The organism is Microcoleus anatoxicus, from assembly GCF_042465725.1.
Taxonomy (GTDB): domain Bacteria; phylum Cyanobacteriota; class Cyanobacteriia; order Cyanobacteriales; family Microcoleaceae; genus Microcoleus; species Microcoleus anatoxicus.
In genome coordinates this window covers 3,236,422-3,251,263 of record NZ_CP120853.1, presented here as the reverse complement: position 1 = coordinate 3,251,263, position 14,842 = coordinate 3,236,422, and the positions used below count along the sequence as shown (strand labels likewise).

15 protein-coding genes and 1 pseudogene are annotated in these 14,842 nt (G+C 45.2%); 9 read left to right on the top strand and 7 right to left on the bottom strand.

Annotation, left to right across the window (positions count from 1 at the left end):
* The first annotated feature begins 737 nt into the window (after nucleotides 1-737).
* The 3 genes from P2A85_RS13955 (at nucleotide 738) to P2A85_RS13945 (ending at nucleotide 4,080) form a co-directional block, all read left to right on the top strand.
* Nucleotides 738-1,043: an HU family DNA-binding protein gene (locus P2A85_RS13955; RefSeq protein ID WP_340519229.1), complete on the top strand. Its 306-nt coding sequence runs from the start codon at nucleotides 738-740 to the stop codon at nucleotides 1,041-1,043.
* 18 nt (nucleotides 1,044-1,061) lie between these two features.
* The gene (cobD, locus tag P2A85_RS13950) at nucleotides 1,062-2,201 is read left to right on the top strand and encodes a threonine-phosphate decarboxylase CobD (RefSeq protein WP_377481055.1); all 1,140 of its coding nucleotides are present in this window, start codon (nucleotides 1,062-1,064) and stop codon (nucleotides 2,199-2,201) included.
* A 400-nt stretch (nucleotides 2,202-2,601) separates the two neighbouring features.
* Complete coding sequence (locus P2A85_RS13945) at nucleotides 2,602-4,080, top strand: dihydrolipoyl dehydrogenase family protein (protein WP_377481053.1); 1,479 nt, start codon at nucleotides 2,602-2,604, stop codon at nucleotides 4,078-4,080.
* A 120-nt stretch (nucleotides 4,081-4,200) separates the two neighbouring features.
* Here the strand turns inward: P2A85_RS13945 and P2A85_RS13940 are convergent.
* Nucleotides 4,201-5,690 (bottom strand): annotated as a pseudogene (locus tag P2A85_RS13940) (IS5 family transposase).
* Between P2A85_RS13940 and P2A85_RS13935 the strand changes: the two are divergent.
* The 5 genes from P2A85_RS13935 (at nucleotide 5,590) to puuE (ending at nucleotide 9,171) form a co-directional block, all read left to right on the top strand.
* Entirely contained in the window at nucleotides 5,590-6,117 is a 528-nt protein-coding gene (locus tag P2A85_RS13935; RefSeq protein ID WP_377481049.1) for an HNH endonuclease, read from the top strand. The pseudogene P2A85_RS13940 and the gene P2A85_RS13935 overlap by 101 nt on opposite strands.
* A 70-nt stretch (nucleotides 6,118-6,187) precedes the next feature.
* Complete coding sequence (locus P2A85_RS13930; protein ID WP_377481046.1) at nucleotides 6,188-6,469, top strand: hypothetical protein; 282 nt, start codon at nucleotides 6,188-6,190, stop codon at nucleotides 6,467-6,469.
* A gap of 356 nt (nucleotides 6,470-6,825) precedes the next feature.
* Complete coding sequence (gene uraD / locus P2A85_RS13925) at nucleotides 6,826-7,323, top strand: 2-oxo-4-hydroxy-4-carboxy-5-ureidoimidazoline decarboxylase (RefSeq protein WP_377481043.1); 498 nt, start codon at nucleotides 6,826-6,828, stop codon at nucleotides 7,321-7,323.
* Nucleotides 7,324-7,759: 436 nt separating this feature from the next.
* On the top strand, nucleotides 7,760-8,197 hold the full coding sequence (locus P2A85_RS13920; RefSeq protein WP_377481040.1) for a GntR family transcriptional regulator: 438 nt from the start codon (nucleotides 7,760-7,762) through the stop codon (nucleotides 8,195-8,197).
* A 47-nt stretch (nucleotides 8,198-8,244) separates the two neighbouring features.
* Nucleotides 8,245-9,171: an allantoinase PuuE gene (gene puuE, locus P2A85_RS13915; protein WP_377481037.1), complete on the top strand. Its 927-nt coding sequence runs from the start codon at nucleotides 8,245-8,247 to the stop codon at nucleotides 9,169-9,171.
* Between the two features lie 73 nt (nucleotides 9,172-9,244).
* Here the strand turns inward: puuE and P2A85_RS13910 are convergent, their stop codons facing one another.
* The 4 genes from P2A85_RS13910 to P2A85_RS13895 all read right to left on the bottom strand — a co-directional run bounded on the left by P2A85_RS13910 (nucleotide 9,245) and on the right by P2A85_RS13895 (nucleotide 11,700).
* Nucleotides 9,245-9,652: a gamma-glutamylcyclotransferase gene (locus tag P2A85_RS13910; protein ID WP_377481034.1), complete on the bottom strand. Its 408-nt coding sequence runs from the start codon at nucleotides 9,650-9,652 to the stop codon at nucleotides 9,245-9,247.
* Between the two features lie 226 nt (nucleotides 9,653-9,878).
* Nucleotides 9,879-10,019: a hypothetical protein gene (locus tag P2A85_RS13905; protein ID WP_377481031.1), complete on the bottom strand. Its 141-nt coding sequence runs from the start codon at nucleotides 10,017-10,019 to the stop codon at nucleotides 9,879-9,881.
* 400 nt (nucleotides 10,020-10,419) lie between these two features.
* Nucleotides 10,420-11,304 carry a DUF6671 family protein gene (locus tag P2A85_RS13900; RefSeq protein WP_377481028.1) on the bottom strand — a complete coding sequence of 295 codons (885 nt, stop codon included), beginning with the start codon at nucleotides 11,302-11,304 and terminating at the stop codon, nucleotides 10,420-10,422.
* Nucleotides 11,305-11,307: 3 nt separating this feature from the next.
* On the bottom strand, nucleotides 11,308-11,700 hold the full coding sequence (locus P2A85_RS13895; RefSeq protein ID WP_377481025.1) for a transporter: 393 nt from the start codon (nucleotides 11,698-11,700) through the stop codon (nucleotides 11,308-11,310).
* Nucleotides 11,701-11,858: 158 nt separating this feature from the next.
* Here P2A85_RS13895 and P2A85_RS13890 point away from each other — a divergent pair, with 158 nt between their 5' ends.
* Complete coding sequence (locus P2A85_RS13890) at nucleotides 11,859-13,037, top strand: glycosyltransferase family 2 protein (RefSeq protein WP_377481021.1); 1,179 nt, start codon at nucleotides 11,859-11,861, stop codon at nucleotides 13,035-13,037.
* A gap of 155 nt (nucleotides 13,038-13,192) precedes the next feature.
* On the opposite strand, the gene thiO is transcribed toward P2A85_RS13890, so the two are convergent.
* Both thiO and P2A85_RS13880 read right to left on the bottom strand, forming a co-directional pair.
* Complete coding sequence (gene thiO, locus P2A85_RS13885) at nucleotides 13,193-14,281, bottom strand: glycine oxidase ThiO (protein WP_377481018.1); 1,089 nt, start codon at nucleotides 14,279-14,281, stop codon at nucleotides 13,193-13,195.
* Nucleotides 14,282-14,431: 150 nt separating this feature from the next.
* Entirely contained in the window at nucleotides 14,432-14,770 is a 339-nt protein-coding gene (locus P2A85_RS13880) for a 2Fe-2S iron-sulfur cluster-binding protein (protein WP_340520641.1), read from the bottom strand.
* Nucleotides 14,771-14,842: the final 72 nt, after the last annotated feature.

Genomic DNA, 14,842 nt, shown 5'->3' with positions numbered 1-14,842 from the left:
TCCTTTCGGCAATATTTAAACCAAATACCCGTTCGATTGAACCTGTGCATCTAGTCCAACTTAGATAGCCCCAGAGGGCTTGTCTCCCCAAGCTTTCGGAGATTTTTTTCCGTGTTTCCGTGTGCCCCACGGTACGTTTAACATTCAAAATTTGAGTTTTCTGGTGCAAGGCTTACGTTAGGCAGGCCGGCTATGTTTATTCGTGGTGTTCGCCACCCACTAACCATTATTATTTTCCGACCAGTCGTTTGAGCTTGGTGTCTCATGTGTATCGGCGGTTATGCTACCTGTAGTATTCTTTGAATCTACCATAAAAGGAATTTGTTTGTCTCGTCATCCACCCGCCCATCTTCCACTCTTCTACGTTTTCACGTCACGCGCCAGCGGGTGGAATCCTCATCTCACGCGCCTTTCATCCACGCGCGAAGCGGGTGGATTCCCGTCTGTCTAGCTAAAAATTGTCCAAATCCATATAAATTAAAGGTTCCACCGATCCATAAGGGTCGGGAAGACTTTAGAATGATTCAGTGAAAATTATATGCTGTCGGGTTTTCAGCAATCAAAAATCACAATTCCTTTTCTGACCAATTACCCTAGGGTAATTGGTATTCAGCAGGAGTTTTGATTCGGGGAAGCGGACAGGGGCGATCGGGTACAACCGAAACCTCCCCAGGCACAGCCCCATCCAGTTGATAACTCACAGCTAATAGTTAAACTCTGTTGAACGTATTTTGCAAATCCAGAAGGAGTTCCTAATGAACAAAGGTGAATTGGTTGATGCAGTCGCGGAAAAGGCTAGCGTGACTAAAAAACAGGCAGATGCCGTTTTGAGTGCCGCTTTGGAAGCAATCATGGAAGCTGTCTCCGACGGCGACAAGGTGACATTGGTCGGTTTTGGCTCCTTTGAGTCACGGGAACGCAAGGCTCGTGAGGGTCGCAATCCCAAAACAGGCGCTAAAATGGAAATTCCGGCTACCAGAGTTCCTGCTTTTTCCGCAGGGAAATTGTTTAAGGACAGAGTTGCACCGGATAAAGACTCCTAAATATCGGCAAACTAAGCTTTGACTAGACCTGTTCACGGTGGGAATTTAGCTTGGGCAGCCACACTGGCTGGTTGCCCTGCTTCTGCTATTCTCGATTTTTCTGCCAGTATCAGTCCTTTGGGCCCTCCTAAGTCGGCTCTGGATGCGATTCAAGCACACCTGGGCAGTCTGACTGCTTACCCAGACCCTGATTATGGACAACTGAGGGCTGTTTTGGGTGAGGCTTTGAATGTTGACCCGGATTGGGTTTTGCCTGGGAATGGTTCGGCGGAATTGTTGACTTGGGCGGCTTGGGATTTGTCGAAGCTGGAAGCAACTTATTTGGTGACTCCGGCTTTTGGTGATTACTGGCGGGCTCTTTTGGCTTTCGGCGCGAAGGTGCTGGAATGTCCTTTGGATCTTACATCTGGCACCATGGTCAATAACGGGCAAGATGCCCATTCCACAAGAAATGAATTTTCTTGTGCAACAGGCATCTTTCCTCTTCCTAAAGAAGTCCCGGTGCCTCTTGCTCTGAATCGCGATCGAGCTTTGCTGCTGAATAATCCGCATAATCCTACGGGTTTGCTGTTCAGTAGGGAGGCGATTGGGCCTTATGTGGAGCAGTTGGGTCTGGTGGTGGTAGATGAGGCTTTTATGGACTTTCTACCGCCGGAACAACAGGAGAGTTCGATCGATGCTGTGGCGGAGTTTCCGAATTTGGTGATTTTACGATCGCTCACTAAATTCTATTCTCTGCCGGGACTGCGGTTGGGCTGTGCGATCGCCCATCCCGATCGCCTCCGCCGTTGGCAGTTACAGCGAGATCCTTGGCCTGTGAACGCTCTGGCCTCGGCTGCGGCGGCTGCTGTGGTGCGAGATGTTGTGTTTGAACGGCAAACCTGGGATTGGCTACCTGTGGCTCGCCAAGAGCTATTTGAGGGTTTGGCTAGTTTACCGGGTTTACGGCCGTTTCCGGGTGCCGCTAATTTTTTGTTGGTGGAGTCGTCGGTTTCGGTGGCGGTGATTCAACAAAGTCTGCTGGAACGTCACCGGATTTTGATTCGGGATTGTTTGAGTTTTCCTGAGTTGGGCGATCGCTTTTTTCGGGTAGCTGTGCGCGATCGGGCAGACAATCTACGACTTATTTCTGCAATTCAAGAAGTTATTGGTCATTAGTTATTGGTTATTGGTTATTGGTTATTGGTTATTGGTTATTTATTGAGTTCTTAGACTCCGCTCAGGGAGCAATAACCAAAACGCCTTGGTAAATGCTCTAGTTAACAGCTAAAAACTAATAAATACCCACTAATAATTACCCAAGAATAACTACTAAGTAGGAATCAAGAGTAAATAATTAACAACAAATAACCAATATCCACTGACTAACAACAAATAACAAATGACTAATAACAAATAACAAATGACTAACAACAAATAACAAATGACTAATAACAAACAACAAATGACTAACAACTAATAACTAATAACTAATAACTAATGACTAATAACTAATAACTAATAACTAATGACTAATGACTAATAACTAATAACTAATGACTAATGACTTATTAAATTTATGATTGACTACGATTTAGTAATAATTGGTGGTACGACGGCCGGACGCTATGCTGCTTTGACTGCAAGTGGTTTCCAAGCTCGTGTTGCTTTGGTGGAACCCTTGAGTGATTTACAAAATTTGCCTAGGGCGGGCCAAGATGCGATCGCCTTAAGTTTGCAATACAACCAAATTTTGAGTGAGAGTGGCAGATTTGCTGAACAAATCACTAACCAGAAATTCGGTGTACGTTGGGACAATACTAATTCGGAAACGCCGAGGGAATTGCGATTTGATGAAGTGATGCAGTGGACAGAAGGAGTTGTTTCTAATTTGTCAGAAATCAACGATGTGGGTATTTTGGCGACTCGCGGGGTTGATGTTATTTGTGGTGATGGCGAGTTTGTGGTGAAACCGGATTTGGCTTTTGCTGTGAATGGGCGGAAATTGCGATCGCTTGGTTATTTGCTGGCTTGTCCCAGTCTCCCGGCGATTCCCCATATTGAAGGACTTTTGTCTGTTGGTTATTTCACTTCGGAAACTGTCTGGAAATTAGCAAAACTTAAACAAGTTCCTAAAAGTTTGGTCGTAATTGGTGCAGATCCTAGCGGTGTCGAAGTTGCTCAAACTTTTGCTCGATTAGGGGTGGCTGTGACGCTGGTGGTGAAGGGTTCGCGTATTTTGGCGAAAGAGGAGCCAGAGGCTGCTGGCTTGGTTCAAGCTGCGATGGAAGCCCAAGGAGTGCGGATTTTGACGGCTACTGAGGTGACTCAAGCTAGAGCGATTGATGGGAGGAAGTGGATTCAAGCGGGGGATTTGGCGATCGAAACTGAGGAGATTTTTATCGCTGCGGGGCGCAAGCCTAATTTTCAATCATTAAATCTAGAAGCGACTGGTGCTAAATGCAATCACCAGGGATTGATTTTAAATGAGAAATTGCAAACAACTAATCCTCGGATTTATGGAATTGGTGATGTTGCTGGCGGTTATCCGTTCCCTCACATTGCTAATTCCGAAGCTTTGGTTGCTGTGAAAAATGCTTTGTTTTGGCCGAGGTTGAAAATTGATTACCGGGGGATTCCTTGGGCGATTTTTTCTGAACCACAGTTGGCGAGGGTTGGTTTGACTGAGGCGCAAGCAAGGCGTCGTTTTGGTGATGATATTATTGTGAGTCGGGAATATTTTAAGAATATTGAAAAGGCTCAAATATGTGGGGAGATGACTGGTTTTTGTAAGATTGTGGGACGGGGTAATGGGGAAATTTTGGGGGCGAGTATTGTGGGACAAAATGCTGCTGAGTTGATTCATGTTATGGCTTTGGCTGTGCGTGAGGGAATGACTGTTGGGGCGATCGCGGAACTTCCTTTTATTGGGTCGACTTTTTCGGAGATTACTGGGAAAACTGCTGCTATTTGGGAATTAGAGCGTTTCTGTCGCAATACTTTTATGCGTAATTTATGGGAAAATTTGTTTCATTGGCGCAGGTATTGGAAAAGGTAGTTTTGGGAGTTTGGTATTGGGTATTTTTGGGTTTTGATGCCATGATTGTTGTTGAATTATTTAGGGTTTGCTGAATAATCGATCGCCAACCAAGAGCAGGAGCTCACGATATCTGAAAGCTCAGTTAAAGATAAGTTTTTTCTGTATCGAGTCCCCCCAATTATAATTGGGGATTATCTTCAACCTAAAAACAGGTGCTCTGTTTCCAAATAGACAGAAAAACACACAAAAAACCCGACGCCACCAGGTAGCAAGGTTCATGACTAAAAAAGTAATTGCAATAACTGTACCAGATGTATTATCGAGTTTAGCCATCACTCGATTCAGACCGAATCTTCGTTTCCCTTGTCCAAACTTTCCCTCAATCGCATTGCGAATTCTCTCATCTTCCAACGCTTGCCTCTTTTTTAATTTACTCACATTTGCTCTTGGTCTTCCTAGGGGGGGCCCACTGATTCTAATTCCTTTTTCTTTGCACCATGCTCGGTTTTCCCGATTTCGATAAATGCGATCGGCATGAACTGATTCTGGATAATATCCGGTGAACCTATGATATGCTTCTACTTGGGCTTTTAAGTAAAGAGATTCGTTAAAGTTGTCCCAGCTCATCCGGTCTAAAAATACATATCCTTCAAAGCAACTTGCTGATAGTTTGGCTCCAAACTCTACGCTTTTTCCGGCTTTTCCTCGCGACGTTGGGACGGATATGGGGTTGGCTTAAACTTACTATTCTATCCTCAATACTCTGTTTATTATTATCATATAACCATTGCTGTTGGCGATAGACCTCTGCGAGGAATAGCAAGGTTTTATATTGCTTTTTATTCAGACCTTCTAGGCTTGCACCTGAATCGATTAACTGTTCAATATGAGCGAGGTTTCTTTTGATGTATTGAAGTTGTTTTTTAATTGCCTGTCTTCTTTTGTTGCGGGTGGGTCGTCTTTGTTTCGCTACTGCTAAGTAGTCTTTTTTGGCTGAATTACGGTAGGTTCTTGGTTTTTTATTTGTTTTTTCTTTGATTTGTTTATACAGGATATCTATGATTTTTTCTGTATGAACTCTGGCTCTATTTAATAGTCCTAAGTCGGTCGGATAACTAATATCGGCTGGGGCACAGGTTGCATCTATGATTAATTTTCCGCGATTGGGTGACTCATTTTTGGCGTCCGAATCCTTTTTTTTTTCGGGTGGGATTGGGGTGATGGAGCGCATTTTTTCGACCATGCGCTCGTTGACTTTATTAATCAGGTTCGGACTGATTCGTTGCCGAAAGTGTACTAATAGAGATGGGTCAAATGCGAGTTCATTGCTGTAGCTTGATTGACCGATGAAGTATTGTAGATACGGGTTTTCGCGGATCTGTTCGACTGTTTCGCGATCGCTAATTCCCAGCTTTTCTTTGATAATTAATGCCCCCAATGCCATCCGAAAGGATTTAGCTGGTGCACTATGAGTCTGTGGGGAAGTTGGCCGCATATTCTGATTCAAATTCAGACCACGGGATTATTGTGGCCATTTTTACCCAGCGGTTGTCAGCAGACAACCTTCCTCCGAAAGGCAGTTCAAACTCGGATGGGGGGCTGGAGGCAAGCTCAGCTTTTTTGTACATGAGCGCAGGTGGTGATGCACGGGTTTTGACCTATTTTACCTGTTTATCTTGCACTTTATTCTCGATCGCGCGCTCGAAACCTAGACCACGCAATATGCGCTCGATTATTCAGCAAGCCCTATTTAACCGCAGAGAGCGCAGAGAGCGCAGAGGAAGAGAAGAGAAGAGAGAGAATTGTCTTGATTTAGTGGCTGATTGTGAAGCGGAAGAAAGTAGCTCTACTTTATTTACGATAGATCATATTTTACCTCGATCGATTGGTGGTAGCGATGAACTTGAAAACTTAGCTTTAGCTTGTCATCGGTGTAATAATAATCGCTATAATTTTGTTACTGGTACTGATCCAGAAACGGAACAGGAAATAACTTTGTTTAACCCGCGTCAACAGCAATGGTTCGATCATTTTATCTGGTCTGCGGATGGTTGAGAAATAATTGGTATTACTCCAATAGGTAGGGGGACGTGCGATCGCTTAGACCTTAACGATCGCTATCATAATGAAAGAGCGATTATCAGAGCTCGTCGTTTATGAATTACAGCAGGGTGGCATCCTCCCTCTAGCGATCCTCGCCTTAAAGAATAGCGATCGTCCTTCCCATCCAGAAAGGCGATCGCGATATTTTCGTGACCAACGCGATCGCCCCCACATTGATATTGACATCAAAGGAATCGCGCTTCTTTTACCCCAGATAAACGAAAAACCCTATCGCGCTTCTTCTCCAGAAACCGTATCGTGCATTGGCGGGGGCGGGTTTAGGGAGATTTTCCGTGAGAATTGAATAGGGCTGTCGAGAGAGCCCCTACAGGATTAACTCAGCCAAATTTTCATAAATTCCCTAGCCGTGACAATGGGGATATTCTGATACAGATAAACGCGGATGGAAAAAGGACGATCGCGTGCATTATTCTAGCAAGTTTCACGGTTGGGTGGGGGCGGGTTTATCAGGATTATCTGTGGGTGGCATAATCGATCAGTTAACCCGCCCCTACAGGAATCATAGTCAATCAACCACACATAATACAACTTCACCAGTAGAAGATTATTTACTTCTTCCTTCGTGTTCTTCGCGCCTTCGCGGTTCGATGTACTAAAAAGTAAAACAAAGCTAATTGAACATAATCAACCCAATTCAAAATGCAATACTCTTTAGTTGAACTCAACCAAATCAGCCAGGAAGAATTCACCCTAGCCCTGGGCGCGATATTTGAACACACGCCCGACATCGCCCGTCGCACTTGGGACGATCGCCCTTTTGCATCCACAGCCGACTTATACGCCAAAATGGTAACAGTAGTCAGCGCCATGACTTCCGCCGAAAAACTAGCTTTAATTCAAGCCCACCCAGATTTAGGAAGCAAAGCAAAAATGGCAGAAGCCTCCGTTAGCGAACAAGCCGGTGCGGGTTTGGATAGGCTATCTGTCGAAGAGTTCGATCGCTTTCAATTCCTAAATCGATCGTACCGCGAAAAGTTTGGTTTTCCCTTCATTGTGGCGGTAAAAAACCATACTAAAACCAGCATTCTCGAAGCCTTTAAACAGCGCCTTGATAACTCCCCAGAAACGGAAATGCAGCAGGCTGTAGCTGAAATTTGCGAAATAGCCCGCTTTCGCATCGAGTCAGCAATTCAATAGTCCTCTCCACAAAAGCAAGTCTTGAACAGGCAGAATGCCTGTAATCTTCGCACTCAGTTTAGCTTTTAAGCAAGTGCTATTCCCATAGTCCGCCAGGGGTTAAAAACCCCTGTCTCATAGCGAAAGTCCTCTTAAAGAGGACTGCAATTGCTCTGATTTTATCTCAAACTATTGAGTCGGTTTCAACCGACTTTTGCTATGAGGCAGGGGTTTAAACCCCTGACGTACTGAGTCGAAGCCCATGATTGTTGGCACCTGCGGGCCAAGCTCAAGTCCCTACAGACGTGTCACCTGCAATCTATGCCTACCTGCTACAGAAGCTTCAATGTGCTGTATGATTGATAATGAGTCAGCCAAAACCTCCTGTTACATAACATAAAAATATGAGTTTTGATGCTGAATTAACAATTTTTAACAATACAGAATTTACTGTAGTTTGAACTTAAGGATAAGTAATTTTGGGCCTGTCATTTCGCGCGATTCGCCGCACTCAATATCGATCGCCGATGCTGCCGATCTTTACGATTGTCGCATCGCTTTGGAACAATTATCAGCCGCCGGGGCTAGTCAAAATGCGACAGAGGCTCAATTGAAACAACTCGAATCGATCGTCTCTCAAGCAGAAAATAACACACAAGTGCGATCGGGCGAACTGACAAACTATCAATTGCTGTACGCAGACTACCAATTTCACCGGTTGCTAGCCCAATGTTCCGGCAATTCTTGGTTAGTAACTCTGTTAGATCAGGTATTTGACAAAATGATCTTAGTGCGACTCCGTACAATGCAATACAATCCCGGAGTATTGGAAATCCGCACCGAACACCGCCACATTTTTCAAGCTGTCATCGAACAAATAACAAACAACAAATAACCAATAACCAATAACAAATAACCAATAACAAATAACCAATAACTTATATGACAGCAAATTATCCAAGAGACTTAATCGGTTACGGTCAAAATCCCCCAGACCCTAAATGGCCCCAAGGAACCCGCATAGCCCTGCAATTTGTGATTAACTACGAAGAAGGAGGCGAAACCTGCATCCTCCACGGAGATCCCTCTTCCGAAACATTTTTATCCGAAATTGTCGGGGCAGTTCCCTTATCCGGGCTGCGACACATGAACATGGAATCCTGTTACGAATACGGCAGTAGGGCAGGTTTTTGGCGACTGCACCGGATGTTTACTTCTAGGGGAATGCCACTCACAGTTTATGGAGTAGCAATGGCCTTAGAAAGGCATCCCGAAGCAGTAGCAGCAATGCTAGAAGCCGATTGGGAAATTGCCAGCCACGGCTGGCGCTGGATAGATTATAAGTATTTTGGGGAAGAGGCGGAACGGGAGCACTTGCAAAGGGCGATCGCCATTCATACCCAAGTTACCGGTAGCCGCCCCCTCGGCTGGTATACCGGGCGCACGAGCCCCCACACTCGCAAGCTAGTAGTGGAGGAAGGCGGTTTTCTCTACGATTCCGACAGCTACGCCGATGACTTACCTTATTGGGTGTACGAGGGCGACAAACCCCACTTGGTAATTCCCTACACCCTCGACAACAACGACATGAGGTTTGCTACCAATCAGGGGTTTAATTCCGGCGACCAATTTTTTGCTTACCTGCGGGATGCTTTCGACGTACTCTACGCCGAGGGCGAGACAGCGCCCAAAATGATGAGTGTGGGGCTGCACTGCCGTTTGGCGGGAAGGCCGGGGCGGGCGGCGGCCCTGGGGCGTTTTTTGGATTACGTGCAGCAACACGAAAAGGTGTGGGTATGCCGCCGCATCGATATCGCCCGACACTGGCATCAACATCACAGGTTAAGTGGCGAGAAACCGGGTTTTTAACCCTCATATTTGCTTCAAACCAATAACATCAGCAAAAAACCCGGTTTCTTTAGTTCCATGGCGCAACTGCGGTCTAATTTGGTCCTTTACTTGCTTTATAAGCGGCCCACCCACCGCGATCGGAAATATCTTCCCACTGGTACTTTTCAATCAACTCCTGGGGGTACAAGAAAGCGGTTAATACTTCCCCGTCCTCCAAAACCACATCGGATGGATACATATGCGGCGGTTCCCCCGCTGCAAGCTGTTCAAATTGTTCTGACGATAATTCATACACTTCGCCCGGAATCGATACACCGGAGGTAGCAACTTCATAAATTGCAGGATGCCAGCCCTTTTCTGCTGAATGCAGCCGGTAAATCGGACGAGTTTTTGCTTCTCTAATAAACTTAGCATCTCCGAGGTTGGTGTTGTCCGGCTGACCCCGAAGGGCCGAACCGCAAATGAACACTCGTTTAGTTGCAATTGCTGTTTGACTCATATAGAACCCATTTGAGATCTTTTACGCGGTGGCTAGTCTTTTAAGCATCAGTCTGATAAAGCAAAGCTTGAGTTTGGCATTTGAACGAGCGAGTGTGCGATCGAAGTTTTTGACTAAACTTTTACATCCATCTGATAAGCTAGCTTTGGTGCAATGAGTAAAGAACGCAAAGCCCAGGATATCGACGGCTAGGTGTCTTTTGATACCGTTGGGTAGGTCAGACCAATTACATCCATTTTTGAGTTGATAAAATATGCCGCCCGTGAATTTGCCGTTTTGTCCACACTGGCGGCCTAGTTTTCTTCTTCTGGGGCAGCAGCTCGATGATTTCCCACTCTTTGTCACTCACATCGCTTGAATAACCCATTTTCAGCCTTGACCTGCTTAATTTTACTGATTCTACCCGATCGCCTGCTGTGAAGCCGATCGCCTGCTGTGAAGCCGATCGCCTGCTGTGAAGCCGATCGCTAAAAAGATCTCAAATGGGTTCTATAAGCCTCATCAGTTTAACTGTCGCTAGACCCCTTTACAAACCTTAACGATCTCGACTTGGCTGCTGGTGAAACAACACCAGTTGCAATGGTTGCTCCTTCTATCAACGGTTAATTTTTAACTTTTGATAATCAAAAAGCGCTCCTAGAAATAGGGGCGCTTTTTGTTTGGTCTTTTTTAAAATCATCAGTTAACAGTCATCACTGAACAGCGAGCGATCGTGTCTGAGTGCAGCCCGAATTGATATTATTTCTGAGGTTGAACATCTGGTTTGTTCAGGGGTTACAATATTGGCACTGGGCCGGATCGGCAGTTTCTCTGCCCTCTGGAAATAGTTTTTCTTGGCGATAACCGCAAGCTTTGCATTGATAAATTGTCGATCGCACTAACTGAGTCGGAAAATAGCACAGTCCGCAGGGCAACCCTATTTTATTTTCGACATAATCAAATCCCGGCCAACCGCACTCCGGGCAGAATTGGTAATATTTTTTGACTAAATCAAGAGTGGCCTTGGCGATATTTTCCATCCGAGTTGGATTGTGCATCGCCCGCATATCTGTTTCGACATGAACTTTACCACTGGCTGATTTGTTGATACCAGCGCTAACAGCATCAACCAAATCTTTTTCTGTAACTATTCCCTTGACAATTTCGCCCTTACCTGTAGCCACATCACCAGCTACAACCACCAGAGCGTGTTCGGGAAATCCAACTCTGTTAGCAAAAACTTGCGCTTCTTCTACAGTGGAAACTAACTGATGACTGTAGTTAGTTTCCACTGATAAAGATTCGCCAATCAGTTCGAGATTGTGTTCTCTATCTAATAAAATCACAATTTCTCGATTAGCAGGCAGATAGGGCATTGCCGGATGAGGGCCGAAGCTACCTTCGCTGGCGAAAGCAAGAGTTTCCCCGGCAATATCCAGAGCAGTTGCTGCTTTTAATCGCACCGCTTCTATTTGAGTTCCTAAGCGTTTAACTTCTCTGGTAAAAGTGCCAAAGGAGTCTGTGTCTAAATCCGCAGGTACTAGGATTTTGACACCTAATTCCCGCTCCAAAATCGGAGCCATCACCCGTTCTTTTTGGTGCATGGTGGCCAGAATTGCCCTGCGATCGCGCAATAATAGATCTATGTTCACAGCATCCCCAAAATTAGACATAGACTAACTTCCTCCTGTCGCCCCTCCAGCTTGACCTCGGAGTACAAAAATTACTCCCGTCATAATTAACCCCATGCCTACCAATCGCAACGGTGGTAAAGGCTCGTTAAAGATAATTTTCCCTCCTAAGACAGTAAACAAGTAGCTAATTGACAGTAAAGGCGAGACTATGCTAAGGTTGGCGCGAGAAAGTACAACAATAAACCCTATAGAAGAAACTGCATACAAAGTCAGACCGCCTACTATCAGAGGCTGAGTAGCCATTGCTAGGATTTTTTCAACTAAATTAGCAGCACCAATGGGCCCTAATATTTTAGCTCCAGCTTTCAGGCTAAATTGACCGACAACGCCACACAAAATAGCAGCAAGCAAAACTAGAAAAACGCTTCTATTCATGAATTTCCCCACCTATAAGACAGCCATAATAATTGTATAAAAAAACATCCTTAACAGCTTTTATTAAGTTGTTTTTAATTTGGTTGCCCACCCATAATTTAAGCAAAGATACGGGAAAAATAAGGATTATCGATCGCGAGCAAGAGTGAAACAAACATATGGCACAGCAGACCAAGGCAACCGGGGAATACACTCTCGAATTATCGATACTAATGCCCTGCCTGAACGAGGCAGAAACACTAAAAATCTGCATAGAGAAGGCACAGAAGTCTCTGGGCGAACTCAATATTGCTGGCGAGGTCATCATAGCAGACAACGGCAGCACTGACGGGTCTCAAGAAATTGCCACCAAAATGGGAGCCAGAGTGATCCCAGTACCAGCCAAAGGCTACGGTAGCGCCCTCATGGGAGGGCTCGTCGCAGCACGCGGAGTCTATATTATTATGGGCGATGCTGACGACAGTTACGACTTTTCCAACCTCGGCGCTTTTGTCGAAAAATTGCGAGGTGGCTGGGATTTAGTCATGGGAAACCGCTTTCAAGGCGGCATCAAACCGGGTGCAATGCCACCGCTGCACAAATACTTAGGAAATCCTGTGCTGACATGGGTTGGGCGGCTATTTTTCTCAAGTCCCGCCGGCGACTTTCACTGTGGGCTGCGGGGTTTCCGAAGAGATGCAATTTTAAACCTGGACTTGCAAACAACAGGGATGGAATTTGCTAGCGAAATGGTAGTCAAAGCCTCTCTGTACAAACTACGAATCGCTGAAGTTCCCACCGTACTCTCTCCCGACGGCCGCAGCCGTCCGCCACATCTGCGAACTTGGCGAGATGGCTGGCGGCACTTACGATTTTTGCTGCTTTACAGTCCCCGCTGGCTGTTTTTGTATCCGGGTGTAGCGCTGATGATTTGGGGTCTAATTGTGGGCATCTGGCTATTACCCGGTACTCAAAAGATTGGCCGTGTTAGCTTTGATGTGCACACTCTGCTTTATGCTGCGATCGCAATTATCATTGGTTTTCAAGCAGTAACATTTGCTTTATTCACCAAAGTTTTCGCCATCAGCGAGAAACTACTGCCTCCAGACCCCAAACTCAATAAAATATTTCGCTATGTCACCCTAGAGACAGGATTGATTGTCGGAGTCGCCCTCATATTAATTGGAATAGTTGGCTCGATATTATCGTTAACTATCTGGAGTGAAACTGCTTTTGGCATCCTTAATCCTTCCAAAACTTTGCGTTTGGTGATTCCGTCGCTCACTTGCCTGACTGTAGGTTTGCAGATGGTTTTATCGAGCTTTTTCCTCAGCGTACTAGGTTTAAAGCGTAGGTGAGAAAATCCCAATTACTGCCAATATTTTTACTAAAGCTAATGTCATATCGTTTCCGGTTGGATCGGATTTTTTTTACCACAGAGAACACAGAGGACACAGAGGGAGAGAGTAGAGAGATGAATAATTTAGAGGCTACGGGATTTGATATTAATAATCTAATTTTTCATAAACCTGGAATAATGAAAAGCCGCCAACAACGGGTCAGACTTCCCATTTTCAATCAAATCAGCCAACAATTTCGCCGTCACAGGAGCCAACAAAATACCATTACGATAATGCCCCGTCGCCAGGGTCAAATTTTCCCAAGCACTAGCACCTAAAATTGGCAATTCATCAGGGGTAGCTGGCCGAAAACCCCACCAAAACTCCAGAATCGGATAATTTTGCAATTCTGAATATAACTTAATAGCTCCGGCTAGCAAATTTTTAATTCCGATCGGCGTATTTCCTGGAGTAAAATCTACATTTTCGCTAGTCGCGCCAATAATAATCCTACCATCTTGACGCGGCACAATATAAATCCCGGTTCCGAATAAAACGGTTTGCAGCGGCTGAATCACTTCGTAACTTTCCGGGACGCACACAGACAGCATTTGCCCTTTTCTGGGATAAACAGGAATATCCAATAATGTCTCAGACCAAGCACCTGTTGCCAACACATAACGGTCAGCTTTTAATTTTTTCGCTGTTGTTTCCACACCAACAACTCTATTTGCTTCCCGAATAATTTCGACAGAATTGTCTTGAATAACTTCGATTCCCAGTTTTTTAATCGTAAATTGAAGCGTCCTAAACAAAGCGCGGTTATCAACTTGAGCATCGTCAGGATACCACCAACCGCCAACTACTTCTTCACCCAGTCCCCACTGGTGTTGGCGAATAGTATCTGCATCCAGCCATTGAGCATTCAGATTTGGTAAAGATGACTTGTCTTCCCAATCACCTTGACAAACTGGTGCGAGAATTCCCGATCGCCAATATCCCGTTTTCAATCCGGTAATCTCTTCTAGCCGATCGACCCACGTAGAATACAAGGCGCGACTTTGCAAACACAAATCCAGCATCGGACTGGGAGGAATTTTTTCCGCTTGAGGTGCCAGCATTCCCGCTGCGGCGCGTGCGGCTGCTTGTTTGAAATCTCGATCGACTACACTCACAGAGGCCCCTCGCAATTTCAGTTCAACTGCTAGGGAAAGACCGATAATTCCGCCACCAATAATCAGAATATCTTGAGATATATTCATGGAATTTTCTATGGACTTTTTTGCCCTTTTGACCTCATTCAACGTACAACTATCTTGTTTCAGAACCCTGACTTCGCAGAAATTGTCAGGGCTCTGGATATTTTATCTTTTTAGGTGTCGTTCACTTATCTGCGTTTTTAAATCAACAATCTAGGCGGTTGGTTTCCAGACTGTTTCAGAACCTTGACCCCAAAAACCGTCATATTTTGTTACCTTAATATCCCCTAAAACTTGAGTTTGGCAAGACAGACGGCGGTTGGATGTGGGAGAATGGGGAGGGAGGGAAAGTCTGGTTGTTTCGCGCCACTGGGGTTCGGAAACTTCCCCCTCGATGGTGACGGCACAGGTGCCACAAGTGCCGAGACCGTGACAATTGATGATTTTGGCATTGCCGTTGTAGAGATCGATGCCGTTCTCTAGCAAAACTGCACGGAGATTGGCTCCCCGATCGCACTCAAAAGTTTTTCCTTGTGCTTGTACTTTAACCACAGCAATTCACCCCAATTAGATCTATATTAATTTTCCTATATATTATCGCATTTATTTCCCAGATTTTAATCT

Coding starts and splice junctions, on each gene's coding strand:
- P2A85_RS13895 (WP_377481025.1), bottom strand. CDS start 11,700: ATGAATAGAAGCGTTTTTCTAGTTTTGCTTGCTGCTATTTTGTGTGGC.
- P2A85_RS13900 (WP_377481028.1), bottom strand. CDS start 11,304: ATGTCTAATTTTGGGGATGCTGTGAACATAGATCTATTATTGCGCGAT.
- P2A85_RS13910 (WP_377481034.1), bottom strand. CDS start 9,652: ATGAGTCAAACAGCAATTGCAACTAAACGAGTGTTCATTTGCGGTTCG.
- P2A85_RS13890 (WP_377481021.1), top strand. CDS start 11,859: ATGGCACAGCAGACCAAGGCAACCGGGGAATACACTCTCGAATTATCG.
- P2A85_RS13930 (WP_377481046.1), top strand. CDS start 6,188: ATGAAAGAGCGATTATCAGAGCTCGTCGTTTATGAATTACAGCAGGGT.
- P2A85_RS13945 (WP_377481053.1), top strand. CDS start 2,602: ATGATTGACTACGATTTAGTAATAATTGGTGGTACGACGGCCGGACGC.
- thiO (WP_377481018.1), bottom strand. CDS start 14,281: ATGAATATATCTCAAGATATTCTGATTATTGGTGGCGGAATTATCGGT.
- uraD (WP_377481043.1), top strand. CDS start 6,826: ATGCAATACTCTTTAGTTGAACTCAACCAAATCAGCCAGGAAGAATTC.
- P2A85_RS13905 (WP_377481031.1), bottom strand. CDS start 10,019: ATGGGTTATTCAAGCGATGTGAGTGACAAAGAGTGGGAAATCATCGAG.
- puuE (WP_377481037.1), top strand. CDS start 8,245: ATGACAGCAAATTATCCAAGAGACTTAATCGGTTACGGTCAAAATCCC.